Here is a 25,196-nt window from a genome sequence, read left to right as displayed (position 1 = left end):
ATGTCCATGAACAACATTGCCACCTTAGGAGAGTTAAAAAAATCAGGTTATACGAGTAGAGGAATCAAAGATGAATTAAGACAAAATTTGATTGCCAAAATAAAGTCGGGACAAACTCCGTTTGAAGGAGTGCATGGTTTTGAACACACGGTTATTCCTGAGCTGGAGAGAGCTATTTTATCTCGACATAACATTAACTTACTTGGCCTACGTGGACAGGCGAAAACCCGGTTGGCACGGTTGATGGTCACACTTTTGGATGAATATATTCCTTTTGTCAGCGGTTCAGAAATCAACGATGATCCCTTTCAGCCGATTTCACGTTATGCCAAAGATTTGATTGCTGAAAAAGGAGATGCAACATCTATTTCATGGTTACACCGTGATGAGCGATTCTTTGAAAAATTAGCTACCCCTGATGTGACGGTGGCCGACTTGATAGGGGATGTAGACCCAATTAAAGCAGCTAATTTAAAGCTTTCTTATGCCGATGACCGAGTGATACATTTTGGGATGATTCCTCGGGCTAATCGCTGTATTTTTGTCATCAATGAATTACCCGATTTACAAGCCCGCATTCAAGTGGCTTTATTCAATATTTTACAAGAGGGTGATATTCAAATCCGTGGATTCAAATTGCGCATGCCTTTGGATTTGCAATTTATTTTTACGGCGAATCCAGAAGATTATACCAACCGTGGTAGTATTGTTACTCCTTTGAAAGACCGTATTGGTTCTCAAATCTTGACACACTATCCTGAAAGCATCGAAATTGCCAAAACCATTACGGCGCAAGAAGCCAAGCTAGAAAAAGAGCAAAAAGATCGAGTATACATTCCTGATTTAGCCATGGATATTTTGGAGCAAATCAGCTTTGTGGCAAGAGATAGTGAATTTGTAGATGCCAAAAGTGGTGTAAGTGCGCGCATGAGCATCACCGCATTGGAAAACTTAATGAGCGCTGCCGAAAGACGTTCCTTGAGAGCTGGAGATGAACATACTTCTTTGCGATTATCGGATTTCATGGGCATCATTCCATCCATTACAGGAAAAGTAGAGTTAGTGTATGAAGGCGAGCAAGAAGGGGCAGCAGAAGTAGCCCAACAGCTAATCAGTCAGGCGGTGCATCATTTTTTCCCCAACTATTTTCCTAAGATTGAGAAATTAAACAAAAAGGATTTAGTGAGCCCTTATGATCCTTTATTGGAATTTATCTTCACGGAAGGCGGTGTGGTGATTACGGATGATTGTCCAGATGCAGAATACCAAAGTAGCCTTGACTCCATCAAACCTTTGGATGATTTATTGAAAAAATACATCCCAAAAGTCAAGAAGGAAGACCGCTATTTCATGAAAGAATTAGTGCTTTGGGGATTATCCGAATACCGTAAATTGAGTAAGGAACGTATTACGGAGGGGTATCAGTTTAAGGATTTGCTTTGATAGAATGTAGAATGGAAAATGTAGAATGAAGAATGTCTTGAGTCTTGTCCTGAAATAGGTTGATAGTTTAAGTATTTCTGGCAAATTCAAATTACAGGATTTTATTGCCTAATTACCCTCGTTTGTTCCAAAAGATTTTAGGGGATCAATTTGAAACCATTTTAGAAACAGAACGATTTAACTAGGGGAAAATGTTCAATTATGGCTTTTGACCAATCTAATTAGGGAAAAGATATTCTACATTCTTCATTCTTCATTCTAAACCCTAACCCCTAATAACTAATAACTCACCACCTGCCCATCTTTCAAAAGTCGATCTTTCAATAGCGAATAGGGCACTTGCTGCGTACTGGTTTTTTGCTGAATAGCCAATACCGCTGCGGTGGCTGCAGATTGTCCCAATATCATAAAGACGGGTTCCATTCGGATGGATCCATAGGCGATGTGCGAGCTAGACAAACAAACGGGTACCAATAAGTTCTGACATTCCTGTTCTTTGGGGACAATGGAGCCATAGCTAATGGAATAAGGTTTATCTGGATGCACTCCAATATCTCCCTCATTTTGGACATAGCCTTCTGCCGTCACAAAGCGCTGCGCATTGTGTGAATCCAAAGAATAAGAACCCATTCCAATCGGTTCTTCAATTTTAGTTTTTCCCAAGGCATCTGCTTCTTTCATCACGTATTTTCCCAACATTCGGCGGGCTTCTCGCACATATAATTGATGCGGCCAGCCTCCGTTGTCCTTAAATTCATCCTTCGCCAATCCCCAAGTTTTCATGCGTTCCTGAACCTCTGATGGCACCCTAGGGTCATTTTGCAAGAAATACATCAATCCTTTTTGGTATAATTCATGTTCTTTAATGATGGCTTTTCTGCGGGCATAACTTGCCTCTGGATAATCGTAGTTTTTGCCGATAAAATCCGTGCTAAATGGGCCATGGTTATTGGTATCCGTCTTTCGATTCGGAATCGCGTCAAACTTATCAAAGGTTTCTCGCCAACCACTTTCAAAGACCCGGGCATACAAAGTATATCGATTCGGGTCATAGCCTGCTGGCTTCGGAAAAGCAATGCGGTTATCTGGATGATTGCTTAAACACATCCTAAAGCAATAAGCCTGAATTTTATGATCACCTGAGCCATTAGGACCCGGTTTTTCGGTAGAAACCTCTGGCAATAATCCACTGCTAGGGTCATTGGCAATCACATATGGGCTAATTTTGGATTTGAAATAATGCCCATGCTGAAATACTCCCACTTGTACCCCATTCCACTTTTCTCCATACACCGAATTGGCTTCCCTTCCAACATGGTATTTCACTCCCGCCAAGGCCATCAAGTCGCCTTCATAGGTGGCATCAATGAACATTTTACCCACAAAATGCTTCTTAGACAAAGTTGCCATCTCCTGAATTTTGCTGTCTTTTAATCGGATGCCTTGTTTACTGCGGTCCAACCATTCGTCACGCAATACTTGAATTTGGTACTCCTTCACCAAATCCTCAAATACCCGCTCTGCGGCATGGGGTTCAAAAATCCACATGGTTCTATTTGCCCCATCCATGGCCACTGTACCTTGGCCTTTATTTCCATATTGCGACTTCTTTTCCCAAAGCCAGTTCTCTTCTTTTTGATAATGTTGGTAAATTCTTTGATAAAACTCCCTCGACAAGCCTCCAATCACTTCTTTATTCCCCGTATCCGAAAAGCCTAATCCTCCAGCTGTTAAGCCCCCTAGATGTTTATCTGGCGAAACCACAATGACACTATGCCCCATTTTTTTTACTTGAACCGCCGCTATGATGGCCGAAGCATTTCCTCCATAAATAATGACATCTGCGGTATAGGTATTTTTCTGCGCCCAACTAGGCATGGCAACCCAAGTGAACATTAATGCCAAAAGAAACCTGCAAGTTTTCATTGAAAATTCGTTAGAAATTGAAAAAATTAAGCTAAAATCCCCTTCACTATTTTTCCGTGTACATCGGTTAGTCGAAAACGACGACCCTGGTATTTATACACTAATTGCTCATGATCTATTCCCATCAAGTGCAACAAAGTAGCTTGAAAATCATGCACATGCACGGGATCTTTGACTATATTGTAACTAAAGTCATCAGTCTGACCAAAGCTTGTACCTGCCTTAACTCCTGCTCCTGCCATCCACATGCTAAAACACTTAGGATGATGATCTCGACCATAACCCGTTGGTGATAATTTACCTTGCGAATAAACCGTTCTACCAAACTCGCCACCCCAAATCACCAAAGTATCTTCTAACATCCCTCTTCGTTTCAAATCCATGATCAAAGCGGCCGTAGCCTGATCCGTTTGCTTACATTGGTTCACAATGTTTTTAGGTAAACTATCATGGTGGTCCCAGCCTTGATGGTACAATTGAACAAAACGGACATCCTTTTCTAAGAGCTTTCTGGCCAACAAACAGTTGGCCGCAAAGCTTCCTTTGTCCCGACTGTTTGGTCCGTATAAATCAAACACCTCTTGCGGTTCATCTGAGACATCCATCACCTCGGGTACGGAAGTTTGCATTTTGAATGCCATCTCATATTGAGCAATGCGCGCATCTACTTCCGGATCTCCCCAAGACTCATTTTGTAATTGATTCAACTGTTTCAAATATGCCAACATTTCCTGTCGATCTTGCCCATCATATCCTTCAGGATTCGACAAAAACAAAACGGGGTCTTTACTTGACCTAAACTGAACTCCTTGATGTTCGGATGGCAAAAAGCCATTTCCCCACAGTCGAGCATACAAGGGTTGATCTTTAGAGGCATCCTTTGAGACCATCACGATAAAGGCGGGCAAGTTTTGATTCTCCGAACCCAAACCATAACTCATCCAAGAACCGATGGATGGCCGACCGGGCAATTGGTGTCCAGTTTGAAAAAAGGTAATAGCGGGATCATGGTTGATTTGTTCCGTAAACATGGATTTAATGACACATAATTCATCCACCACCTGAGCTGTATAAGGCAATAAATCACTCACCCAAGTTTGGCTTTGTCCATAGGGCCTAAATCCATAGGCTGATGCCGCAACGGGCAAAATCGCTTGATTGGCGCTCATGCCAGTTAAACGTTGTCCTTTACGAATGGAATCGGGTAAATCCTGACCCATTCGCTTACTGAGTTCGGGTTTATAATCCCAAGTCTCAAACTGTGAGGGGCCTCCACTCATGAATAAATACACCACGCGTTTGGCCTTGGGGGCAATTCTGGGCAATGCCTGCATGATTTGCTCCTCTATGGATTGTCCATGTGCCTGATTTGAAGCCAAAAGGCCATTTAACGCGATGGCGCCAAAACCCATGGCGGTCTTTTTCAAAAAATCTCGTCGGTCTAATCCCCGATTAAGCTTTTCTAAATCAGGATGCGATAAACGAAATGGATCGGTATGTCTATGTCCCATAATTTTATCGTTTAGTGATGCTTGCGTCTGAATTCATAATAGCACTAGCTACTACAGCATTTGCCGCCACTAGATTAGCATCCAACTTTTCATTTATTTTCCTCATACCAGCTAACAACCAACCTTTTGCTTTGCTTGAATCCCGCTGAAAACGAAGCAGGCTATTCTTTTGCAAATCAATCAATAAGGTTAATTCCTTCTCTGAAGCTTCTCTACTTGTCAGCTTTTTAAAGGTGATTTGAATCGCTTTCTTAATGTCATTTTCTGTCGCCATTTGTTCGCCCAATACTTTAGCCGCTTCTAAAAAGGTAGGATCATTTAAGCCTACCAAGGCCTGTAAAGGTGTATTGGTTTTTTGTCGACGGACCAAACAAGAACTTCTAGATGGGGCATCAAAGGTGGCTAACGTAGGGTTGGGCACAGAGCGTTTCACAACCACATACAAACTCCGTCTATATACCGCCGAAGTGGTGTCTTGCTTGTAATGGGAACTATTGATTTCCCATAAACCATCTGGCTGATATGGATACACACTTTTTCCTCCAATTTTATTGACCAATAATCCACTGGCCAATAAGGCATTGTCCCGAATCATTTCCGCACTGAGTCGGACTGAAGGCCCTCGGGCTAACAAGCGATTTTCCGGGTCTTTCTCCCTTTGTTCTGCAGTGGCTTTGGAGTCTTGCTGGTAGGTTTCAGACATCACCATTTGCTTCATCATTTGCTTGATATTCCAACCTGATTCTCGGAATTGAATCGCTAAAGCATCTAGTAACTCGGGGTGAGAAGGCATTTCTCCTTGATTCCCAAAATCTTCTGAAGTTTTAACTATTCCCGTTCCAAAGAAATTTTGCCAAAAACGATTAACTGCAACTCGGGCAGTAAGGGGATTATTTTCGTGGGTTAACCATTGAGCCAAACCTAGTCTGTTCTTCGGGAGATTAGCTGGAAAAGGTAAAATTTTATTGGGCGTATTAGGGAAAACTTCTTCTCCCTTGGCATCGTATTGACCCCGCTGAAGTAAGAACGACTTTTTAGGTTGGGGCATTTCCTGCATGATCATCACTTCCTCAATTTTCTCAGAGGAATCCGCTAGGGCCGTTCGCCAATGTTTCAGTTCTTTGGCCAGCGAAACCTGTGCACTGTCCAAATTTTGCTTAAAATAAGCCCTAAAAGTCTCGCCTTGATAATTGGTCCATTGGTCTTGAGATTTAAATACAACATCCTTCCAGGAAGACTTTTGGGCCAAAACTTGAACTTCAAATGGTATCAATTCTCGGTTGTAAATGGCCACTTCATCAGCCTTTCCCCCTTTGAAACCAAGTCCACGCCACCAGCCTCCAATTTGTAGTCCTAACTCATTTTTTGAAAAATAAATAATGTCCTTATAAAGTTGATCAATGACGGTTTCCATTTCCGACTTTTGACCATCCACAAATAAATTAAAGCCCGAGGCTTTAGAAGATCCATCATAGGTCAGGGCCAAATGTATCCATTGGTCTTTAGGAATATCCATTTTCATCACTTTATTGATGGCATTAGATGGGGCCGTATGAGCCATATTTATCTCCAAGCGATTGTTTTTTAAATAGACATGAAAACCTTTAAAATTGTACAATCTTTCCGCATTACTCTTATGAAAAATAACCCCTTCTTTCATGTCCTTGGGGATATTAACCCACATTCCTATCGTAAATGGTTCAGACTTTCTAAAAACCCCAGATGGACTTAAATCCGCGTAAATATCTCCATCAAAAGCCAATCCTTGACCTTGCTTTCCTTTCACAAATATAGGTTGATCTCCAGTCTTCCCGGATTCTCTTTTGATAACGGCTGGCTGCTTATCGTTCAACTTATTTTTTAGAGAAGCATCCAAATCAAAATAGGCTACCAAACCTTGTTGAGGAATCAAATCCTGAGCTAATTTTTCCTGTCCTTTATTTTTAATCCAATGTTGAAATGGAGCATTGGAATCTGCCATCTGATTCATTTTTTCCTCCGCAGTATGAATCTTGTTCTGAATAAAATTCAAAATCGCTTCTTTTTCTTTGGTCGGCAACATCAGTGTTGGTGTAGGCAAATCATCCGAATATGAAATTTGACCTGCTTCACGAACATTATTAAAAAAGCTAAAAAGCTCATAATAGTTTTTCTGAGAGATTGGGTCATATTTATGGTCATGGCAACGAGCACATCCGGTAGAAATAGCCATGAAAGCTTCACCAAAGGTATTAGTCCGATCGATGACATATTCCGTTTGAAATTCTTCCTCGACAATCCCTCCTTCCGTATTTTGAGGATGATTTCGATTAAAACCCGTGGCAATTAACATCTCCTTGCTAGGATTAGGCATTAAATCTCCGGCCAATTGTTGATGGATAAATGTATCATAAGGCATGTTATTATTGAATGCCTTAATAACCCAATCGCGGTAGGGCGACATATCTCGAATGCGGTCAACCGTATAACCATGGGAATCAGCAAAGCGTGCTAAATCTAACCAATCAACAGCCATTTTTTCTCCGAAATGGGAGGAGGCCAACAAGCGGTCCACCTGTTTTTCATACGCATTAGCTGATTGATCAGCTAAAAAATTATCGACCTCTGACAGGCTTGGGGCAAGACCCGTCAAATCAAAAGATAGTCTTCGGAGTAGCATAGCTTTGGAAGCCTTGGCATTCATTTTCAAGGATTCTTTTTCCAATTTTGCCTGTACCCAATAGTCGATTACATTCATCCCTTTTTTATCTTCAGGGATAGTCTGTTTCATCGGTTTTACAAAGGCCCAATGAGGTTTATAAACGGCACCATCTTGAATCCATTTTAGGAGTGTTGCTTTTTCTTTAGCCGATAAATTAAGGTGCGATTTAGGACTGGGCATCACATAGCTTGGATCTTTTGAAAGGATACGGTGAGCAAGCTCACTTTTCATCAGATTTCCAGGAGAAATGGCCACTTTATTGGGGTTTTCGGGCAATTTACCATAGGCGTTTTCAGGCAAATCCAGACGTAATCCAGCCTTTTGTTTTGCTTTATCAGGCCCATGACAAGCAAAGCACTTATCCGATAAAATGGGTTTGATATGTATGTTAAAATCCAAAGCCGCAGGCAGCTGGCGGTATTCCAAAGCCACGTCGGCAGGTAAAGGCAAGCTTTTAGGGGGCTTGGCAGCCATCAATAAGCATAGAGGAAATAATAAAAACCAATACCTTTTCATAATCTATTTTATTACTTTCAATCGATTTGTATCGGGTGGACTAAAACTGATTTTTCCTTCAACAATGGTAAGATCAGGTCGGGCAGTTTTCAAAGCCACTAAGCCTTCTTGGCTGAGCTTACTTTGCCAAATATAAAGAACTTTTAATGCCTTCATAGCAGTCAATGCCTTTATACCTTGGTCAGAAATAGCTGTGCCATAGAGATTTAACTGTTCTAAATGCGGCAATTGAACTAACCGCTCTAAATCTTTATCTTGAACATTACTTTGTTCCAGATTCAATTGTTGGAGATGGGTAAAATTCAACAATTCCTCCACTTGAATATCTTTCCGTTTAGTCAATTTCATGACTAAAACATTGTGTTGGATTTTTTTGGCAGCTTGCCAAATTAGTGGGTCAAGATTTTTGACATTGACAAAATTCAGACTTAAACCTGCTGGGTGGCTTGCGGCAGGGCTAACACTCAAACCATGTGCTTTTACTTCCAAAATATCTGCTGGCTCGGCTGCTGCTAGCTCCATGGTTTTTGGTATATCCGATGCATGCCCTGATATATCCGATGCATGCGAAAAAAGATCCGATGCATGCCCTGATATATCCGATGCATGCATCGGATATGCAGTTGCATGCATCGGATATACTCCAAACGGGGCACCAATTTCAATCCATCTACGGATGATGGCAATCTGTCTTGAAGTAAGCTGTTTTTTACCTGAGGGAGGCATGTGTAAATCATCGTCTTCGGGTAATATCAAATAGCTATATAAATGACTTTTTAATGGATTACCTTCCCACAATATTTTACCTTCTTTACCTCCTTTTTTGATAAATGCTTCTGTATCTAAGCGCAATTTCCCTTTTTGCTTTTTGCTGGAATGACATTGAAAACAATGGCTTTTCAGAATCGGTAGGACCTCATCTTGAAAAGGAAAATACTTCGCTGAATTCACTACCTGAACACTGGTATCTATCGTAATTTTTTTTTGGGCAGAGTCCAATGACTGAAGCTTTGTCTGGGTATTAGAGCTTGTCTTTTTCCGTTCAAATAAATAGTTTGCTCCATAGGTCAGCTCTCCTCCTAAATGACCTGTGATGGCTAGCGCTAAGAACAAAAAGAGACTAATAATTTTTTGATAGGCTTGAAAGAAATAAAGAATAACAGCCCCAAAACTTGTTCCTATTCCCCACCATTGGTGTAAAGCCACTTGGGAAGCTTCATAATCACCTGAAATTGATAAAATATACCCTGAAATGGAGGCTAGGATAGCCGCCAATGCCCCTAATAAAACTAAGGTAGTAATGGAAGACTGGTAGTCTACTTTTCGAATCGCCTGTATCCAAATCATGACACAAGCTATGACCAATATCCCAATGGGAAAATGCACTAAAAAGGGATGTAAATGGCCGAGCAACTCCATCATGTTTGGCAATTATTTATGGTCCAATAATTCCCTTCTGGACCAAGCCTCATCCATGGGTCCTCCCGTAGACTTTTGACCTTTATGCCTCCAAATTCCGTCTTGTATCTGAAACTCAAATGGTAGCTTTTTGCCAATACTAGAACTAGCCTTGGTAAAAAATACAATCTCTTCTGTATAGGTATTTCCTTGTGTGTTGTAATAACCTCCTCCTGTACCAAAAAATTGTTTGGTTTGAACGTTGTAAGCTATCCATTGAAAGGCTTTTCCTGTATGGATTTTCATGGTTCTTCTAGGAAAAAATGGGTTGTTTCTACGTGAAAGAACTTCACCTGAAAAATTTCCTACTATAATCCAAGCCCCCTTCATTTTACCTGACTCTCCCTTTTCGTTAGGAATGAACACTTGTTGGTCTAGCAGCAATTGGCCTTTTTTAATTTGGTATGAAAGACGTTTATTTTGACCTACTTGAAGAGAATCTTTTGAATTCCATTCTTGCAAAATTTCCAATTCTTTATGCTTTGATTTATAAGTTCCGCCCATGGTGGAAATCAATTTATGACTATTTGTTTCAAATTCGGTGATACTAATAATTTGATCTGTCACTAAAATCCAAGTTGAAACATCGCCTTGCGAATTGGACCATGAACCTTCCAATGAATTTTGGGCAAAGGCGGCATTGGACTGCAAGAAAAATGTCCAAGCCAAAAAGGCGAGTATTAGCTTTTTCATGAGGAGGAAATAGGTTTTAAATCTGGCCTAATTTACAATCTTTTTCTGAATCCCCTAGCCTTAAGATTGATGAATCCGAATAGAAAGATGGTTAAAATTTTCCTAAATTAGCTATTTCAATTACTGCATCATGGTCAACCAATTTCAACAAATTTTTGAGAAAAAAAACGACACGACTGAAAGCCTCCCCAAGGGAGAATATGAAGCTTGTATTTTTAAGCAATGTGACTTGGCCCAACAAGATTTATCAGATTATTCCTTCATCGATTGTCATTTCCATGATTGCAACTTAAGTTTAGTAAAAATAGGAAATACCAAGTGGCAAAATGTATCCTTCAAGGATTGTCGTTTACAAGGTTTACATTTCGAATATGCCAATCCATTTTTGTTTGAAGTTCATTTTGAAAACTGTTTTTTAAATCTTTCGTCTTTCTATCAAAGACAAATGAAAAAGGCTCAATTTCAGCATTGCTCATTGCATGAAGTTGATTTTAGCCAGGCCAATTTAAGTGAGGCAAATTTTGTAGATTGTGATTTTTTGAATGCACAATTTGATCAAACTAATTTAGAAAAAGCCGACTTCCGAACCTCCTTTCATTTTGATATAAATCCACAGAGCAATCGGATCAAAAAAGCCAAATTTTCCAAAAATAGTTTGGCAGGATTATTGACCAGTTTTGGTATAATCATTGATTAAATCGGCCATGATTTTTAGGTGATGGTGGGTATGAATTCTCAAAAAATAATGCGTATCAGCCAAGTTCAAATCTCCAAAAATAAAATGATGGAAATAGGCGTTGGGGGGTATCATTTTCATCTCTTCTACTAATTGGTAGACCTTAGCAATCTGAGCTTGAATATCCGATAATTGTTGATCCGATTCTTGATCCGATACATGTATCGGATTCGCTTGTATCGAATCGTTTATTTGATTGTTATATGAAGGATCAACTATCAAAGGCGCTTTCACTCGCCCTCGAGGAAATTTTTGAGTAAAAAACACCCAAGCTCTTTTCCAATTAAATACCCAGCGATAAGTATCGATATCCGATTTTTTCAAAGCACTGACGATACTAATAATGACTAGTAAACTATGCTCAATATGCCAGCCAACAGATCCTTTAGAGATTTGTTCATTTCTTACCTGCATATAGGCCAGGTTTTTTTCTAACTGTTCGATTTGCTTCTCTAATGATTCCATGGATCTTTTTTGTAAAGATGAAGTATTTGTTGATCTCTTTCTAAACTGCGTTCAAAAGTTAGGCCTAAACGAAATAAGAGACTAATGGAACGAACATTATTTTCCATGGTAGTAGCGAAAATAGGTGCCTTGTGGCAAGCAAAATAATCGTCCAATACCAGCTTAGCTGCTTCATAGGCATATCCCATTCCCTCGTGTAAGGGTAAAAACGCAAAACCAATATCCGGTTGAGGCAAATAATCTCTTTGAACGAGAGAAATGATTCCAAGGGGAATGTGAGTTGAGTGGAGAAATACCACCTGATAATGAATGGCTGGATTATCCCTTAATTTGACACAAAATGCTTTTGCTTCTTCTAAACTGCGTACCCCGCGATCACCGATAAATTCAAAAAATCCAGAAGTATTGAGTAGTTCCAGAATAAAGGGGGCATCATCTAGAGCTAGCTCCTTGACATATAATCGTTGACTTCGCAAAATCTTGACACCCATAAGCAAAGGGATGGGGCACCATATCCCCAATCATTTCCTAAAGAAAATGAAAAATATAGTATGGTTTATGAAATAGAAAGGAGAAAATTATACGGCTTGACTAAATTTTAAAGTAGCATGCTCATCCGATAATAATTTTAGGTCAAAAGCTTTACACACGTTTCGAACAAAATTAGCTCCTAAAGTGGTCAAGATTAATCCTTGGTAATCCCAATGAACCAATCCATCTTCTTCTAATTCGGCTAAATAGGGAAATGAATACGTTTCTAATAGCGGAATATCCTCTGATCTAAATTGGGTCTTCCCATTGCAAGCAATATCCAAAATATATTGGCGCATGGCTTGATCCGTCTCGCTTAAAAAATAACCTTTGAATACAGCTAGTTTTCCTTGTTTTACCTCTTCATAATAATCATGAATCGTTTTTTTATTTTGAGCAAAGCCATAAAAAACATCACTAATACTAGATACTCCCAAGCCCAACACCATACCCGTTTGCTGAACGGTATAACCCATAAAGTTTCGGTGCAATCTCCCTTGCTCTTTAATTTTATACATGAGGTCATCTGGTAAAGCAAAATGGTCCATACCAATATCTTGATAACCTTGCGCTAAAAAGAGACTTCTCCCCAATTGATATAATGCTAATTTTTCAGCCGCAGAAGGTAAATCATTTTCGTCGAATAAACGTTGTCCTCGACTGGTCCAGGGCACATGGGCATAACTATAAAAAGCTATTCGGTCGGGACGTAAAGAAATGGCATCTTGAATGGTTTTTTCTATACGATCAATGGTTTGAAGGGGAAGTCCATAAACTAAATCAATATTTACTGATTCATATCCAATTTCTCTAGCCCATTGAACCACCTGTTCCACATTTTTTTGAGGCTGAATCCGATTAATCACCTGTTGAACTTCTGGATTACTATCTTGCATTCCAAAACTCACCCGATTAAATCCCAAATCAAACAAGGTCTTTAAATGTTCGTAAGTGGTATTATTGGGATGGCCTTCAAAACTAAATTCATGCTCATCAGCTACCTGAGAATCAGACAAAATAGTCTGAATTAAGCGATGTAAATTAGCTGGTGAAAAAAATGTAGGGGTGCCTCCTCCAAGATGAAACTCCCTTATGAGCGGGGTAGCCGTCATTTGTTGACGGTATAGTTGCCACTCTTGCAAAACTACCTCGATGTATTCGTCTTCTACTTTGTGGTTAGTGGTAATGCGTTTATTACAACCGCAAAACGTACACATACTTTCACAAAAAGGCAGGTGAATATAAAGGCTGATTCCTTGTGTTTCATTGCATGCTGCAAAGCGCATTTGAAAAGCGGATTTCCACTGATTTGGGTCTATATCATTATCCCAATAAGGTACTGTTGGGTAACTGGTATACCTGGGAATTGGAACATTGTATTTATTCAGCAGGGTAGTATCTATGGCGCTCATGTATCCGCATTTAATTTTGAATTTATCAACTCCAATTTAATGGGGCCTAATTGGATCTAAAAGGTATCTGTGAGACCAACTTAGTCCTAACTAGGTTCTGCTATTGTTGTCTCAATGACCTTGTCCTACTGATTTATTGTCCTACTGATTTATCATCCTACAGATTTGTCAACTTTTGAAAAGTTGACAAATCTAACGTTGACAATTCAAATTAGACAAATCACCAAGTTGAATAATTCAAGTTGACAAAACTAAGCAGATCTCCCGAAATGAATCATGAGAAAACTACCAATTACTTGATAAAATACTGATATTAATCATGTTCTGCAGCCTGCCTAAGGGTATCCATAAAAACTTCTAGGGGCTGTGCACCGGGAATTCCATAGCGACGATTAAACACAAAAAAAGGCACACCTTTTAATCCCAAACTAATACCTTCTTGTGTATCTTGTCTTACTCGATAGGCCAATTCATCATTCTCCAATGCCGCTAAAATGGCCTCTTTTTCTAATCCAACCGATTCCCCTATCGCTACCAAATCCGACTCATTAGCCAAATTTTTCCCCTCCACAAAATAGGCTTCAAATAGCTTTTCCTCTATTTCGTTATCCTTATTTTGCTCCTTGGCCAATTGTATTAGCTGATGCGCCTTCATCGAATTAGCCACTACCATTCGATCAAATTGATAATTCAATCCTACTTTTTCTGCCATTTCGGCAACTTGTTGGTGAATCTCCTTCGACTTCTCTACACTAATTCCTTTACGATCTGCTAAATATTCGTAGACATTGACCGGTTCATTAAAATGCATGGGAATGCTTGGGTCAAGTTGATAACTTTTCCATTCAATTTCTATGGGCGTCTTCGACTCAAATTGTTCTAATGCTTTTTCTAAATGCCGCTTCCCGATGTAGCAAAAAGGACACATAATGTCACTCCAAATTTCTATTTTCATGCTGATTTGTTATTATCTCAAAACCGAATTACGAATATAAAATTTCCGATTCGAATATTTAAGTAACTTAAACTCGACAAATTTGATTCCATCTTTCAAATCAATCTGGTTATGAAACTTTTTCCAATTAATGTTGGCCATTTTTACCTATTCCTATCCATCGTAGGGGGTTCGATTACTTTTTATTTCGTCTTTTTAGGCATGCAAGAGCAAAACGGCTATTTTGATGTCAGCCAATTTGTTCAAAGCACTTGGACAAGCTATTATGCAAAAAGCTTAACCTTCGACTTTTGGACAGGAACTATGGCAGGAACATTTTTCATGATTGTCGAAGGCCTCCGATTACAAATGAAAAAAGTATGGTTATTTATCTTATTTACATTTCTCATCGGATATGCCTTTGCTTTCCCCTTGTTTCTCTTTTTTAGACATCAGAAAATAACTCCTCAAATTGCCTCATGAAATACTGCCTTTACTTACTCTTACTGTTTACTAGTTCCGTGTATGCTCAAGATACTTTATTGGTGCAGCATGTGGCCGACTTCCCAATTGACGGCCAAGCGAGTCATCCTTCCTGGCAACAAAGCAACTGGTATACTTTACCAGCCAGAAATGAACTAGCCAAGAATTTGGACAGTCGATTTAAAATTTTGTACTCTGACAAAGGAATTTACGTGTATTTGGAAGGCCAGGATGAAAAAGTTAGCACAAGCTATCAAAACGACTTTGAAGATTTATACCAAGCCGATGTGTTTGAAGTATTTTTTCATCCCAATCCCTCAGTGCCTCTCTATTTTGAATATGAAATCAATCCCCTGGGGAAAGAATTGGTCTTAATGGTACCTAATTTTCAAGGCAAATTTTACGGATGGTTACCTTGGCATTATGAAGGGGAAAGAAAAGTCCAAAAGAAGGTATCCCTCAAACATATATCCGGTACCAAAGGATTATGGTCAGCAGAATTATTTATCCCTTTTTCCTTATTAAGTCCACTCGAAAATATACCTGCCAAAGCCGGAATGACTTGGAGAGGAAATTTTTGTCGGCTCGACTATGATACAGGTAAAATGGCTAAATGGTCTTGGTCTCCGCTTCCGGGTACCTTTCATGACTATAAAAAATATGGGGTCTTTTTATTTAAATAATTCTCGGCCCCCAAGGCCTTATTTTCCCAACATGGGAAATAAACGACGAATATCTTGTTCCGTGGGTTGAGTCCCGTACTCACATATTTCAAATGCCTCTACATATTTTGCTTGATCAGCACGCGATTTTCCATACCACTTTTCCAAGGTTTTTCTTACCTCTGGATTGGGAGCTTGAACACGTTTGGCCAACAAATATTCTTTGTGCTTGGAAGGGTCTTTAGGGACTTCATTTTCATAATTTCCGATCCATGGCAACCACTCATAAAACTGAGATTGGTGAGCATCTAAACCAGCCAATTTTTTTTCTATGACGGGAGTTATGTCCACCGCAATATCCGCTTGAAATGGGTTGGGCTTTTTGAAATTATCTTGAAAATATAAGAATACTGGATTTTTTCTCAATGGTTCCACATCAGGGGCCACATTAGGTACACCCACCATAAAAGCAGCATCTTGAACTAAAACACCTGTATATCGATGATCCGGATGGTAGTCATTCGAACGCGGAGCAATCACCACATCGGCCTTCCATTCCCGAATTTTTCGGATGATTTGCAAACGAATTTCTAGATTTGGTAAAAGCTCCCCATCATGGTTATCCAGCACATCATAAGATACCCCCAAGCGACGAGCAACTTCCTTCGTTTCTGCTATCCTTCTTTTAGCCAACATGCCTCCTCCTTCCGTTTGGTGACCTGCGTCTCCATTGGTAACTGATACAAATTTAACATGATGGCCCATCGCAACAAACAATGCAGCCGTACCCCCACTTTTAATATCACAATCATCTGGATGCGCACCAATCATAATAATTTGCAATGGCTTATCTTGTCCAAAGATGGGGCTTAAAAGCGCAAAGGCTAATAAAACACTACATAAAATTCCTTTTTTCATATGTTCAACTGTTTATTTCGTCATAAAAGTCCAAGTGATATCTGGTAAATATCCAAAATTTGGTTTAGGATCAACTCGCTTAGGCCAAGGCTCTAATTGTCCATTTGTTCCCTTTTTTACCCCTAGCTCCGTCCAAGTATAAGACCCCTTTTCAAAATTAAATGTCCGGCCATCATCATCGTAAATTTTCCAAGTACTGGCTTTCTGACCATAATGTCTAATTTCTAATGCAAAAGACTGTCCGTCTTTAGGGGCTTGTCGGTGCACAGGTACCATGGGTATCATGGCTCCATCTTTGACAAAAAGTGGAATCTTCTCTAGGCTTGGAGTAATTCTAATTTTTTGATTTTCTCCCACTAATTTACCTGTATAAAAATCATACCACTTCCCTTCAGGCAAATATACATCCCTACTTTTCTCTCCAGCAAACATAGGGGCAACCAATATAAAATCTCCCATCATGTATTGATCCTTGATGTCATTTTTAATACTCATCCCGTAAGGATTTTCCGTAGCATCTACTTTACCTCGGGATCCAATAGGTTTAAACCCAAAGCCATCCACCAAATTCATTGCCCTAAAAGGAGGTTTTCCTTCAAAACGATATTGCGCAAAAGTGGTATAGAGGTAGGGCAATAATTGCATCCGTAAATTTGCGACATCATTTACCGCCTGTGAGACCTCTGGAAAAGACCATGGTTTTGTTCCATCGGACCAGGCATTCAACATCGCCATGGGTGAAAAACAAACAGATTGCATCCTTCTAACCCATTCCTCTGCCGATTTTGAAGCCCTCACCTCAGGAGTCCAAAGCACGCCAATAAAACTAGAATTTACTAAGGCGGTTATAAAATCCTTATGACTGTAATAGTCGTTGTAAATCACATAGGGCAATCGACTTGCTCCTGCATTAGACGCACGGATTAATCCATAGGTTCTTTTATTTTTTTCTTTAAACCAAGAGTTGGTCATATCTTGAACCATCAAGCCATAGATTTGCCGCATTTGCTCCGCACTTGTCCCGGATGGGAAGGTGCTTACATCTGGCCAAATCCAGTTATCATAACCATCTACTTCATCAATTTTATAACCCCCTACACCCAAATCCAAATGGTTTTTCACAAAATGATCTTTCACTAATTTTCGAGCCTGTGCCATGGTAAAATCAGGAATAATACCATTCCAAACCAAGTGGGACCCCGTGTATTTTTTGATTCCTGCATATAAAGAAGACTTGGGTGAAACATAGGGATTCATCCAAAGATTAGCCGATAAACCCATACCTGCTAGGGTATCTAAAAATGCCTTAGGCCTAGGAAAACGGCCAGGATCCCATTCAAAGGTGCAAGGATAAGATGAGCTATGCCAACCTGGTTCAACCCCAATAAAATCAAGGGGGAATTGATTCGTCTCAAAGCTTTTCGCTTCCTTGATGATATCATCCTGACTAAATAAAGTGGGTACTCGCTGGGTAAATCCTAAGCCCCACTTAGGTGGCAAATAGCCACCTCCATTAAATAAATTATAGCGCTGTACTGCCTGCATGGGTGTAGGCCCTGCAAAGACATAAATACTAGCGCCATCGGCAGGAATCAATACTTCTAGTACGTCCGAAGGAGGCTGTGAATCCCAGTTTTTATCCGAATTTCTATCTTGAATCGCTGGTGGGTTTTTCGCATCTACACGGACATTTGAACCGGCATATACTGTCATATAGGCCGCAGCATCTATTAGCACCCCGTAACCTTTGGACGAAACATAAAAGGGTACTGGAGCATGGGTTCGTCCATTATCCTTACCCCCATAATGATCAACATGCAAATTTAATATTCGTCCCCGTTGATTAACCGTTTGAAAATTTAACCCCAAACCAAAAACTTGTTCTTCCTGACTTAATGGAAAACGGAGGTAAATTTTATTATTGAGGCGTTCGATCCTAATATCCGATTTGGTCAAAGGAAAATGGGAGCTTGGTAATATTTTCAAGGCCTCATGAAGTGCATGAGCACCAGCTGCCTGCAATAAACTGATATGATGGGGATTCCCAATGTGGGTTTTCCAAACACCTGGCTGAACTTCCTTCCATACATTGGCTTTTTGGGCAAATAGGCTTGAAGCAAAAAGTACAGCAATACTGACACTTACTAATTTAACGAATTTCATGTTTCAAAGGCTTAGAGTTTCAAATATGTCTAATTATTCATGGAAGTACAAATACCCAGGATTAGGTGAAGTGATTTGAAGGAAATTTACTCCTTGATTCAACAAAAAACCTTTCCTAAAATTATCCGCCATTTGTCATAATTTATGGTTCAATTAAAAAATTGACCTTAATTTGACATAAAAATAATTTCCATGAAAACCCTACTAAAATTAGAATCCTTGGGCTTATTTGCTTTGAGCATTTGGGCTTATCAAGAATTTTTTCCTGAACAATGGGGGAAATTCGCTTGGCTAATTTTAGCCCCTGATCTTTCCTTTTTAGCGCTACTTATATCCAAAGATTTAGGCTTAAAAGCTTATAATCTTTTTCATCATCAAGGCTTAATCGCCTTGGTGATCATACTTGGTTACTATCAAGAACCCTTACTATTTCAAATAGGGTTAATTTTCATGGCTCATAGCACCGTGGATCGGGTTTTGGGATATGGATTGAAATTAGAAAATTTGGAACACACCCATTTGGGATGGATAGGAAAAAGTAAATACAAAAATCATGAGCAGTAGGCGCATTGAAGAAATCCGGAACTTTGGTCCCTATACGATTGGGATTTTACATCAAATTGGAATTTATACCGAACAAGACTTGCTATCTACAGACTATCCTAGCATCTCTCAAAAGCTCAAGGAAAGAGGTATTCAACCCAATTTGAACATATTTTATGGGATAGAGATGGCGATTCAAGGTAAGGTTTGGACAGAAATTAGCGCTCAAGAAAAACAAGAAATCAAACGAATTTTAGGAAGACAATAAGAGGCTTTTGCCTAAATATTTAGAGCAACTTACCTTCATTTTGCCATTTTTAATGTAGTTTAGAACTATCGAATCGACGAATCAATTAAACATATGGAAACAAAATATTTATTACATCACGTATTCTTTTGGTTAAATAATCCAGACTCCTTGGATGATAGAAATAAGCTAATCGAAGGCCTGAATACCTTGAAAGGCATCGAAGCCATCAAGAAAATACATATTGGGGTTTTAGCCTCCACCGAAAAAAGAGAAGTAGTTGATACTACCTGGGATGTATCAGAATTGATGTTCTTTGAAAATGAAGTAGATCAAAAAATTTACCAAGACCATGCCATTCATCAAGATTTTGTGAAAAATTACGCTCATTTATGGAGAAAAGTAGTAGTCTTTGATGCAAAAGACGTGTAATGCTTTTCATGCAAGAGACTTGATTGACGCTTATTTCTAAACCATTTTTCATGAAAAAAACCTACTGGGCAAGCTTGCTCCTCTGTTTGCTTGGAATGACTTTTCAAGCGTATAGTCAAGCCTCACCTGCTGACTATTTATCTGACATCAAACTAGAGTTGAAAAAGGAATGGCCTAAAAACCGTTTGATAAATTTAGTGTTTCATGGTCATTCTGTACCTGCTGGCTATTTCAAAACACCTCAAGTTAATACAATAGGTGCATACCCCTACCAAGTTTTAACTTTAATTAAAGAGCAATATCCCTACGCAACAGTAAATATCATCAATACTTCTATAGGCGGAGAAAATGCCGAAAAAGGCGCCAGCAGGTTTGAACAAGAAGTACTTGCTCACCGCCCTGATGTCATTTTTATTGATTATGCTTTAAACGATCGGGGAATTGGTTTAGAAAGAGCCAAAATAGCCTGGGAAAAAATGATTCAAAGCGCTAAATCCAAAGGTATTAAGCTAATCCTATTGAGTGCATCTCCCGATCAGCGTGTTGAGATCAAGGATACTGCATCGACTTTAGACGAGCATGGAACACAAATACGAGAATTAGCAAAAACACATCAAATCGGTTTTGTAGACAGCTATGCCTTATTTCGTTCCCAGGTGCAGGCTGGTGTAGCCATCACCGATTTAATGTCACAAGTCAACCACCCCAATGAAAAAGGTCATGCCCTAATTGCCAAGGAGCTAATCAAGTTTTTTAAATAATGGATTTAAGACGTTAACGGAAAATGGCTTTCTCTTTAAAAAGCTATATTTCCCAATTTGAGTTTTTATATGAGGTAATACAAAGTCTAATTTTTAAAACTATACCCAATAAAAAAGGAATTAAAGGGCTAAATACCAAGGTGAATTCTATATTTAAAAATAAAACGATAATTTTGTCTTTGATTCTTTAAAAATAAGCCAAGCTACATGTCAAAAAAATTAATGGTTACTGGTTCTTTGGGACTAATTGGTTCAGAAGTGAGCGAATATTTCTTAGAAAAGGGCTGGGAAGTGCACGGAATAGACAATAACCAAAGAGCCGTATTTTTTGGTTCTCAGGGTGATAATTCGACCAATCAAGATCGATTAGCAAAATTTGGCGAATCCTATCAACATCATACCATCGATATTCGCGACCGTCAAGCTGTCTTGGATTTAATACCAAAAATCAGTCCAGACGCGATTGTACATACTGCAGCACAACCAAGTCATGACCGGGCTGCATCCATTCCATTTGAAGATTTTGATACCAATGCGGTAGGTACATTTAACCTGTTAGAATCCCTACGTAGATACAGTACTTCTGTTCCCTTTGTTCACTTATCAACAAACAAAGTGTATGGCGATGCTCCTAATTTCATCCCCATGAAAGAATTGGAAACCCGCTTTGACTATGATGATGCTGCTTATGAACATGGTATTTCGGAAAGCTTTAGCATCGATCAATCAAAGCACTCCCTTTTTGGAGCTTCCAAGGTTTCTGCAGACATTTCAGTTCAAGAATATGGCCGCTATTTTAACATGCCAACCGCTTGTTTAAGAGGAGGTTGTTTAACTGGACCCAACCACGCTGGTGTTGAATTACATGGATTTTTAAGTTACTTGATTAAATGTAATTTGGAACAAAAAGAATACACGGTATTCGGTTATAAGGGCAAGCAAGTAAGGGATAACATTCACTCCTATGATGTAGCTCGTTTCATCGAAGAATTCATCAATGCCCCTCGAGTAGCAGAAGTATACAATATAGGTGGAGGCAAAGCGAATTCAGTTTCTATTTTAGAAGCTTTCCAAATCATTTCTAAGATTAGTGGTATTCCGATGAAGTATAAATATGATGAGACTAATCGAATTGGAGATCATATTTGTTATTATTCAGACCTTCGTAAAATGAAGGCTCACTATCCAAATTGGGATATTACTAAATCCTTGGAAGATGTATTCCAAGATATTTACAACCGTTACATGGAAGCCAAGGCAAAATGAAAATACTCATCACAGGAGGTTGTGGTTTTGTCGGCTCAAATATAGCGGCTCTTTTCAAACAGCATCTTGTTGATTGTGAAGTATATTGCTTAGATAATTTATCCCGAAGAGGATCAGAATTAAACCTCAATAAAATCCTCCCTTTGGGTGTAAAATTCGTTCACGGCGATGTCCGAATTAAAACGGATTTCGATCGAATCCCAGCAGTAGATGTTGTCATAGATGCGGCAGCTGAACCTTCAGTGTTAGCAGGTAGTCAAGCTGGGGAATTAGAATACTTAATTGATACCAATTTAAACGGGACCATCAATACCCTATATTTTGCTAAAAAGCATCAAGCAGCCTTCATATTTCTTTCCACAAGTCGGGTATATCCTTACAATAGTCTATCCAACATCCACTACCAAACCGAAGCAAAACGTTTTGTTTTAAGCAAGGAACAGGCCAATGAAGGTATAAGTGAAAAAGGAATTGCTGAAAATTTCCCTTTGGCAGGCTTACGTTCATTGTATGGAGCTACCAAACTTTCTTCTGAGTATATCATTCAAGAATTCGCCCATAATTTTGGAATACCTACGGTCATAAATCGATGTGGCGTATTAAGTGGTCCCTATCAAATGGGTAAAATTGACCAAGGGGTAATTGTTCTTTGGATGGCTAAACACTTTTGGAATAAATCGCTCTCTTATATTGGTTTTGGAGGAAATGGTCAACAAATACGTGATGTACTTCATGTTAAAGATTTATTCCGACTGGTACTTTGGCAAATACAGCACCTAAATTTACATCACGGTCAAATATTCAATGTAGGAGGAGGCCTTGAAAATAGTGTTTCTTTAGCTGAATTAACGGACCTATGTGTTCAGATCACAGGAAATACCATTCCCATTAATTCTTCGAAAGAAAATCGCCCCGGTGATCTTCCTATTTACATCACAGATAATAGTCAAATTACAGCATTCAGCGGCTGGAAACCTGAAATTAGTGTCTCTACATTGTTGGAAGAGGTACAAGTTTGGTTTAATCAAGATCAAGCATTTCTTCAACCCATTTTATCCTAAGAGGCATGTCGCAGCTGAGTATTGTCATACCCGCTTATAATGAGGAAGGCTCCATTGTTGAAACATTAGAGTCTTTATATCAGGCACTTCAGCAAGCTGAAATTGATCATGAAATTGTGGTAGTAAATGATAATTCCAAAGATCAAACCCTGTCCATTTTGGAAGACTTACAAAAAAGTATTCCAAGTTTAACCATTTATACCAATCCTGGACCGAATGGATTTGGTTATGCCATACGTTATGGTTTAGAGCGCTTTAAAGGAGATATTGTAGCGGTGATGATGGCTGACTTGTCTGATGACCCCCAAGATCTTATTGCTTTTTACCGACTAATGGTCGAAAAGAATTTAGACTGTGTATTTGGTTCCAGATTTATCAAAGGAGGATCAACATATGATTACCCCAAGCATAAATACATCATCAACCGACTGGCAAATACCTTGATTCGAATATTGGTAGGCATTCCTTACAATGATTCAACCAATGCCTTCAAAATGTATCGAAAAAACACCATTGAAGGACTAAAGCCATTTTTATCCGCTCATTTTAATCTTACTATTGAGTTGCCACTAAAAGCCATTATTCGAGGATATTCTTACGATGTTTTACCCAATTCTTGGCGTAATAGAAAGGCTGGTCAATCCAATTTAAAAATTAAAGAAATGGGTAGCCGTTACCTGTTCATTCTATTGTACATTCTCATTGAAAAATACCTTTCAAGAAACGATTATTTGAAAAAATAATGCTGACTATCCTTCCCACATCCATGCGATTATCGGAAAAATTGGCCTGGTTTGTGGCGATAGGCGGGATTTTGTTTTTTCACTTTTATCGACTTCAAATATATACCCTGAATTTCCCCAATTGGGGCGATGATTATGCTTTTTTAGAGCTCATTCACTACGTGAAAAACCATCGTATTCAGGAAAATATCGCCTATATATTTCACTTTCATAATGACATACATCGCATTGCCTACTCCAGAATTTGGGTATTAATGCAATATGCTGTTTGGGGACAAGTCAATTTCAAAACAGGCATTCTGCTAGCCAATGTTCAGATGATCTTGATTTTAATTCCTTTTCACCTTTTTATTCGTAAAATCAAACGCTCTCCCTGGCATTTGTTTGGAATTGCCTGCCTACTTTTTTCCCCTTTTGGCAATTTAGATAACTTCAATTTAATAGGCGTTTTGCAGCATACCGCTTCTCTTCTGTTTTTAGTATGGATAGCTTATGGCTTATTTTATGCGGAAAATGCTTGGTGGACAATCGTATTAGCGCTTTGTTACCCATTCGTTTCCACAGAAGGCGTCGCTTTTTTACCGATAGTTGCCTTTGTATTATGGACAAAAAAATCTCGATTTAGCCTTCCTTTTAGCCTATTAGCCCTTGGGGTAATTTTCCTATATTTTCATGATTATGTTGGAAACTCTTCAGCAGTTGCTCACTTTTCATGGATACTCTTTAAAGGGCTATTTATCTTTTTAGGAAATTGGGTATTGCCTGTTTCAGATTCATTTCGAATTTGGATCAATATATTGGCTGGTCTTTTGGTATTGCTCTTTTTTACTTGGAAAATATTGGGTTCATTCCGAATCCAATTATCGTTCCCATCCATACTATTTTTGCAGATTTTGGCCACCGGATTTCTAATATGCTATGGACGAGCAGGAATGGGTGATTTAGAGCTGATCACCTTATCTGACCGCTTCTTATTATATGGGAATATCATGTTAATGGCCATTTATGCTAGTTTGATACTTCAGAGACAGGATGCACTTCGACTTCCATGGGCCTTATTATTATCAGGAGCATGGATGGTCGCTTCTTATTTTATTGCTAGAAGACCTTTACATGAAATGAATCTCAGATGGAAAGCGGATGTAATGGGGGCCTATTTTTTTCAAAGCTCTTCAGCTTACCCTTGTCCACCCCAAACACTTCAATTATTAAACGAATCTTTTTTCGAATTTGATAAAGAGGAAATTCCCCCATCATTCCCAAAATTTGTTTCACAAAAATCGGGAGGAATCACCCCAAAAACCTATCGTTTTCAACAAGGCCGATTATCTTTGTCATGGAATCAATTACCAGAAAAAAATAAGCCTTGGGATCAAAGGTTCATTGTTTTAAAATCAGAAGAAGGGCAAAAAAATAGCTTTTATATTGGCCCTTTAACCAATGACCTGAATGAGCGAACAAAATACAGTAATATATTGATTTACAATACTTTGCCATTAAAGCACTTTCAAGTATATTTACTTAATTTACCACAAAATCAACGAGCAACATATCAGTATTTAACTCCACTAACAATTACTAATTAAGGACC

Annotated in this window: 23 protein-coding genes; 12 read left to right on the top strand and 11 right to left on the bottom strand. The window is 39.0% G+C overall.

Going from position 1 to position 25,196, the window contains the following annotated elements; genetic code table 11:
- Window positions 1–1,443 (top strand): AAA family ATPase, encoded by a 1,443-nt coding sequence (locus ACST15_RS10370; protein ID WP_459454582.1) that lies wholly within the window; start codon window positions 1–3, stop codon window positions 1,441–1,443.
- A gap of 279 nt (window positions 1,444–1,722) precedes the next feature.
- Here ACST15_RS10370 and ACST15_RS10365 read toward each other — a convergent pair whose 3' ends face one another.
- From ACST15_RS10365 to ACST15_RS10345, 5 genes are read right to left on the bottom strand one after another with little or no spacing between them, the layout of a single operon-like run.
- Entirely contained in the window at window positions 1,723–3,339 is a 1,617-nt protein-coding gene (locus ACST15_RS10365; RefSeq protein WP_459454628.1) for an FAD-dependent oxidoreductase, read from the bottom strand.
- A gap of 56 nt (window positions 3,340–3,395) precedes the next feature.
- On the bottom strand, window positions 3,396–4,880 hold the full coding sequence (locus ACST15_RS10360) for a DUF1501 domain-containing protein (RefSeq protein WP_459454581.1): 1,485 nt from the start codon (window positions 4,878–4,880) through the stop codon (window positions 3,396–3,398).
- A gap of 4 nt (window positions 4,881–4,884) precedes the next feature.
- Window positions 4,885–8,097 carry a DUF1553 domain-containing protein gene (locus ACST15_RS10355; protein ID WP_459454580.1) on the bottom strand — a complete coding sequence of 1,071 codons (3,213 nt, stop codon included), beginning with the start codon at window positions 8,095–8,097 and terminating at the stop codon, window positions 4,885–4,887.
- A gap of 3 nt (window positions 8,098–8,100) precedes the next feature.
- Window positions 8,101–9,519 (bottom strand): c-type cytochrome domain-containing protein, encoded by a 1,419-nt coding sequence (locus ACST15_RS10350; protein WP_459454579.1) that lies wholly within the window; start codon window positions 9,517–9,519, stop codon window positions 8,101–8,103.
- Between the two features lie 9 nt (window positions 9,520–9,528).
- On the bottom strand, window positions 9,529–10,248 hold the full coding sequence (locus ACST15_RS10345) for a hypothetical protein (protein WP_459454578.1): 720 nt from the start codon (window positions 10,246–10,248) through the stop codon (window positions 9,529–9,531).
- Window positions 10,249–10,378: 130 nt separating this feature from the next.
- Here ACST15_RS10345 and ACST15_RS10340 point away from each other — a divergent pair, with 130 nt between their 5' ends.
- Window positions 10,379–10,945, top strand: a complete 567-nt coding sequence (locus ACST15_RS10340) for a pentapeptide repeat-containing protein (RefSeq protein WP_459454577.1) — start codon at window positions 10,379–10,381, stop codon at window positions 10,943–10,945.
- Here the strand turns inward: ACST15_RS10340 and ACST15_RS10335 are convergent.
- The 4 genes from ACST15_RS10335 to ACST15_RS10320 all read right to left on the bottom strand — a co-directional run bounded on the left by ACST15_RS10335 (window position 10,913) and on the right by ACST15_RS10320 (window position 14,347).
- Window positions 10,913–11,449, bottom strand: a complete 537-nt coding sequence (locus ACST15_RS10335; protein WP_459454576.1) for a hypothetical protein — start codon at window positions 11,447–11,449, stop codon at window positions 10,913–10,915. The two genes, ACST15_RS10340 and ACST15_RS10335, sit on opposite strands and share 33 nt — an antisense overlap.
- Window positions 11,437–11,940 carry a GNAT family N-acetyltransferase gene (locus ACST15_RS10330; RefSeq protein ID WP_459454575.1) on the bottom strand — a complete coding sequence of 168 codons (504 nt, stop codon included), beginning with the start codon at window positions 11,938–11,940 and terminating at the stop codon, window positions 11,437–11,439. Before ACST15_RS10330 ends, ACST15_RS10335 begins: the two co-directional genes overlap by 13 nt.
- An 87-nt stretch (window positions 11,941–12,027) precedes the next feature.
- The gene (gene hemN / locus ACST15_RS10325; RefSeq protein WP_459454574.1) at window positions 12,028–13,392 is read right to left on the bottom strand and encodes an oxygen-independent coproporphyrinogen III oxidase; all 1,365 of its coding nucleotides are present in this window, start codon (window positions 13,390–13,392) and stop codon (window positions 12,028–12,030) included.
- Between the two features lie 313 nt (window positions 13,393–13,705).
- The gene (locus tag ACST15_RS10320) at window positions 13,706–14,347 is read right to left on the bottom strand and encodes a DsbA family oxidoreductase (RefSeq protein ID WP_459454573.1); all 642 of its coding nucleotides are present in this window, start codon (window positions 14,345–14,347) and stop codon (window positions 13,706–13,708) included.
- Window positions 14,348–14,458: 111 nt separating this feature from the next.
- On the opposite strand from ACST15_RS10320, the gene ACST15_RS10315 reads away from it, so the two are divergent.
- Complete coding sequence (locus ACST15_RS10315) at window positions 14,459–14,809, top strand: DUF2834 domain-containing protein (RefSeq protein WP_459454572.1); 351 nt, start codon at window positions 14,459–14,461, stop codon at window positions 14,807–14,809.
- Window positions 14,806–15,492, top strand: coding sequence for a carbohydrate-binding family 9-like protein (locus ACST15_RS10310; protein ID WP_459454571.1), 687 nt, complete (start codon window positions 14,806–14,808; stop codon window positions 15,490–15,492). The genes ACST15_RS10315 and ACST15_RS10310 overlap by 4 nt, the downstream gene beginning before the upstream one ends.
- A gap of 18 nt (window positions 15,493–15,510) precedes the next feature.
- On the opposite strand, the gene ACST15_RS10305 is transcribed toward ACST15_RS10310, so the two are convergent.
- Entirely contained in the window at window positions 15,511–16,389 is an 879-nt protein-coding gene (locus tag ACST15_RS10305; protein ID WP_459454570.1) for a PIG-L deacetylase family protein, read from the bottom strand.
- Window positions 16,390–16,401: 12 nt separating this feature from the next.
- Entirely contained in the window at window positions 16,402–18,552 is a 2,151-nt protein-coding gene (locus ACST15_RS10300) for a TIM-barrel domain-containing protein (protein ID WP_459454569.1), read from the bottom strand.
- Window positions 18,553–18,744: 192 nt separating this feature from the next.
- Here ACST15_RS10300 and ACST15_RS10295 point away from each other — a divergent pair, with 192 nt between their 5' ends.
- The 8 genes from ACST15_RS10295 to ACST15_RS10260 all read left to right on the top strand — a co-directional run bounded on the left by ACST15_RS10295 (window position 18,745) and on the right by ACST15_RS10260 (window position 25,191).
- Window positions 18,745–19,116: a DUF4260 family protein gene (locus tag ACST15_RS10295; RefSeq protein ID WP_459454568.1), complete on the top strand. Its 372-nt coding sequence runs from the start codon at window positions 18,745–18,747 to the stop codon at window positions 19,114–19,116.
- On the top strand, window positions 19,106–19,363 hold the full coding sequence (locus ACST15_RS10290; protein WP_459454567.1) for a TfoX/Sxy family DNA transformation protein: 258 nt from the start codon (window positions 19,106–19,108) through the stop codon (window positions 19,361–19,363). Before ACST15_RS10295 ends, ACST15_RS10290 begins: the two co-directional genes overlap by 11 nt.
- 93 nt (window positions 19,364–19,456) lie before the next feature.
- Window positions 19,457–19,774, top strand: coding sequence for a Dabb family protein (locus ACST15_RS10285; protein WP_459454566.1), 318 nt, complete (start codon window positions 19,457–19,459; stop codon window positions 19,772–19,774).
- Window positions 19,775–19,824: 50 nt separating this feature from the next.
- Entirely contained in the window at window positions 19,825–20,535 is a 711-nt protein-coding gene (locus ACST15_RS10280; RefSeq protein WP_459454565.1) for an SGNH/GDSL hydrolase family protein, read from the top strand.
- A 207-nt stretch (window positions 20,536–20,742) separates the two neighbouring features.
- Window positions 20,743–21,801, top strand: a complete 1,059-nt coding sequence (locus tag ACST15_RS10275; RefSeq protein ID WP_459454564.1) for an NAD-dependent epimerase/dehydratase family protein — start codon at window positions 20,743–20,745, stop codon at window positions 21,799–21,801.
- Window positions 21,798–22,862, top strand: a complete 1,065-nt coding sequence (locus ACST15_RS10270) for an NAD-dependent epimerase/dehydratase family protein (protein ID WP_459454563.1) — start codon at window positions 21,798–21,800, stop codon at window positions 22,860–22,862. The genes ACST15_RS10275 and ACST15_RS10270 overlap by 4 nt, the downstream gene beginning before the upstream one ends.
- Before the next feature lie 5 nt (window positions 22,863–22,867).
- Window positions 22,868–23,605, top strand: coding sequence for a glycosyltransferase family 2 protein (locus ACST15_RS10265; protein ID WP_459454562.1), 738 nt, complete (start codon window positions 22,868–22,870; stop codon window positions 23,603–23,605).
- Window positions 23,605–25,191, top strand: coding sequence for a hypothetical protein (locus tag ACST15_RS10260; RefSeq protein WP_459454561.1), 1,587 nt, complete (start codon window positions 23,605–23,607; stop codon window positions 25,189–25,191). Before ACST15_RS10265 ends, ACST15_RS10260 begins: the two co-directional genes overlap by 1 nt.
- Window positions 25,192–25,196: the final 5 nt, after the last annotated feature.

The sequence above is a fragment of the Aquirufa sp. Wall-65K1 genome, assembly GCF_054558475.1.
Note: the sequence above shows the minus strand (reverse complement) of the source record. Positions and strands in the feature narration are given on the sequence as shown.

Bases quoted from the DNA above. Each gene is read 5' to 3' on its own strand.
- ACST15_RS10370 (WP_459454582.1), top strand. From the start codon at position 1: ATGTCCATGAACAACATTGCCACCTTAGGAGAGTTAAAAAAATCAGGT.
- ACST15_RS10365 (WP_459454628.1), bottom strand. From the start codon at position 3,339: ATGTTCACTTGGGTTGCCATGCCTAGTTGGGCGCAGAAAAATACCTAT.
- ACST15_RS10360 (WP_459454581.1), bottom strand. From the start codon at position 4,880: ATGGGACATAGACATACCGATCCATTTCGTTTATCGCATCCTGATTTA.
- ACST15_RS10355 (WP_459454580.1), bottom strand. From the start codon at position 8,097: ATGAAAAGGTATTGGTTTTTATTATTTCCTCTATGCTTATTGATGGCT.
- ACST15_RS10350 (WP_459454579.1), bottom strand. From the start codon at position 9,519: ATGATGGAGTTGCTCGGCCATTTACATCCCTTTTTAGTGCATTTTCCC.
- ACST15_RS10345 (WP_459454578.1), bottom strand. From the start codon at position 10,248: ATGAAAAAGCTAATACTCGCCTTTTTGGCTTGGACATTTTTCTTGCAG.
- ACST15_RS10340 (WP_459454577.1), top strand. From the start codon at position 10,379: ATGGTCAACCAATTTCAACAAATTTTTGAGAAAAAAAACGACACGACT.
- ACST15_RS10335 (WP_459454576.1), bottom strand. From the start codon at position 11,449: ATGGAATCATTAGAGAAGCAAATCGAACAGTTAGAAAAAAACCTGGCC.
- ACST15_RS10330 (WP_459454575.1), bottom strand. From the start codon at position 11,940: ATGGGTGTCAAGATTTTGCGAAGTCAACGATTATATGTCAAGGAGCTA.
- hemN (WP_459454574.1), bottom strand. From the start codon at position 13,392: ATGAGCGCCATAGATACTACCCTGCTGAATAAATACAATGTTCCAATT.
- ACST15_RS10320 (WP_459454573.1), bottom strand. From the start codon at position 14,347: ATGAAAATAGAAATTTGGAGTGACATTATGTGTCCTTTTTGCTACATC.
- ACST15_RS10315 (WP_459454572.1), top strand. From the start codon at position 14,459: ATGAAACTTTTTCCAATTAATGTTGGCCATTTTTACCTATTCCTATCC.
- ACST15_RS10310 (WP_459454571.1), top strand. From the start codon at position 14,806: ATGAAATACTGCCTTTACTTACTCTTACTGTTTACTAGTTCCGTGTAT.
- ACST15_RS10305 (WP_459454570.1), bottom strand. From the start codon at position 16,389: ATGAAAAAAGGAATTTTATGTAGTGTTTTATTAGCCTTTGCGCTTTTA.
- ACST15_RS10300 (WP_459454569.1), bottom strand. From the start codon at position 18,552: ATGAAATTCGTTAAATTAGTAAGTGTCAGTATTGCTGTACTTTTTGCT.
- ACST15_RS10295 (WP_459454568.1), top strand. From the start codon at position 18,745: ATGAAAACCCTACTAAAATTAGAATCCTTGGGCTTATTTGCTTTGAGC.
- ACST15_RS10290 (WP_459454567.1), top strand. From the start codon at position 19,106: ATGAGCAGTAGGCGCATTGAAGAAATCCGGAACTTTGGTCCCTATACG.
- ACST15_RS10285 (WP_459454566.1), top strand. From the start codon at position 19,457: ATGGAAACAAAATATTTATTACATCACGTATTCTTTTGGTTAAATAAT.
- ACST15_RS10280 (WP_459454565.1), top strand. From the start codon at position 19,825: ATGAAAAAAACCTACTGGGCAAGCTTGCTCCTCTGTTTGCTTGGAATG.
- ACST15_RS10275 (WP_459454564.1), top strand. From the start codon at position 20,743: ATGTCAAAAAAATTAATGGTTACTGGTTCTTTGGGACTAATTGGTTCA.
- ACST15_RS10270 (WP_459454563.1), top strand. From the start codon at position 21,798: ATGAAAATACTCATCACAGGAGGTTGTGGTTTTGTCGGCTCAAATATA.
- ACST15_RS10265 (WP_459454562.1), top strand. From the start codon at position 22,868: ATGTCGCAGCTGAGTATTGTCATACCCGCTTATAATGAGGAAGGCTCC.
- ACST15_RS10260 (WP_459454561.1), top strand. From the start codon at position 23,605: ATGCTGACTATCCTTCCCACATCCATGCGATTATCGGAAAAATTGGCC.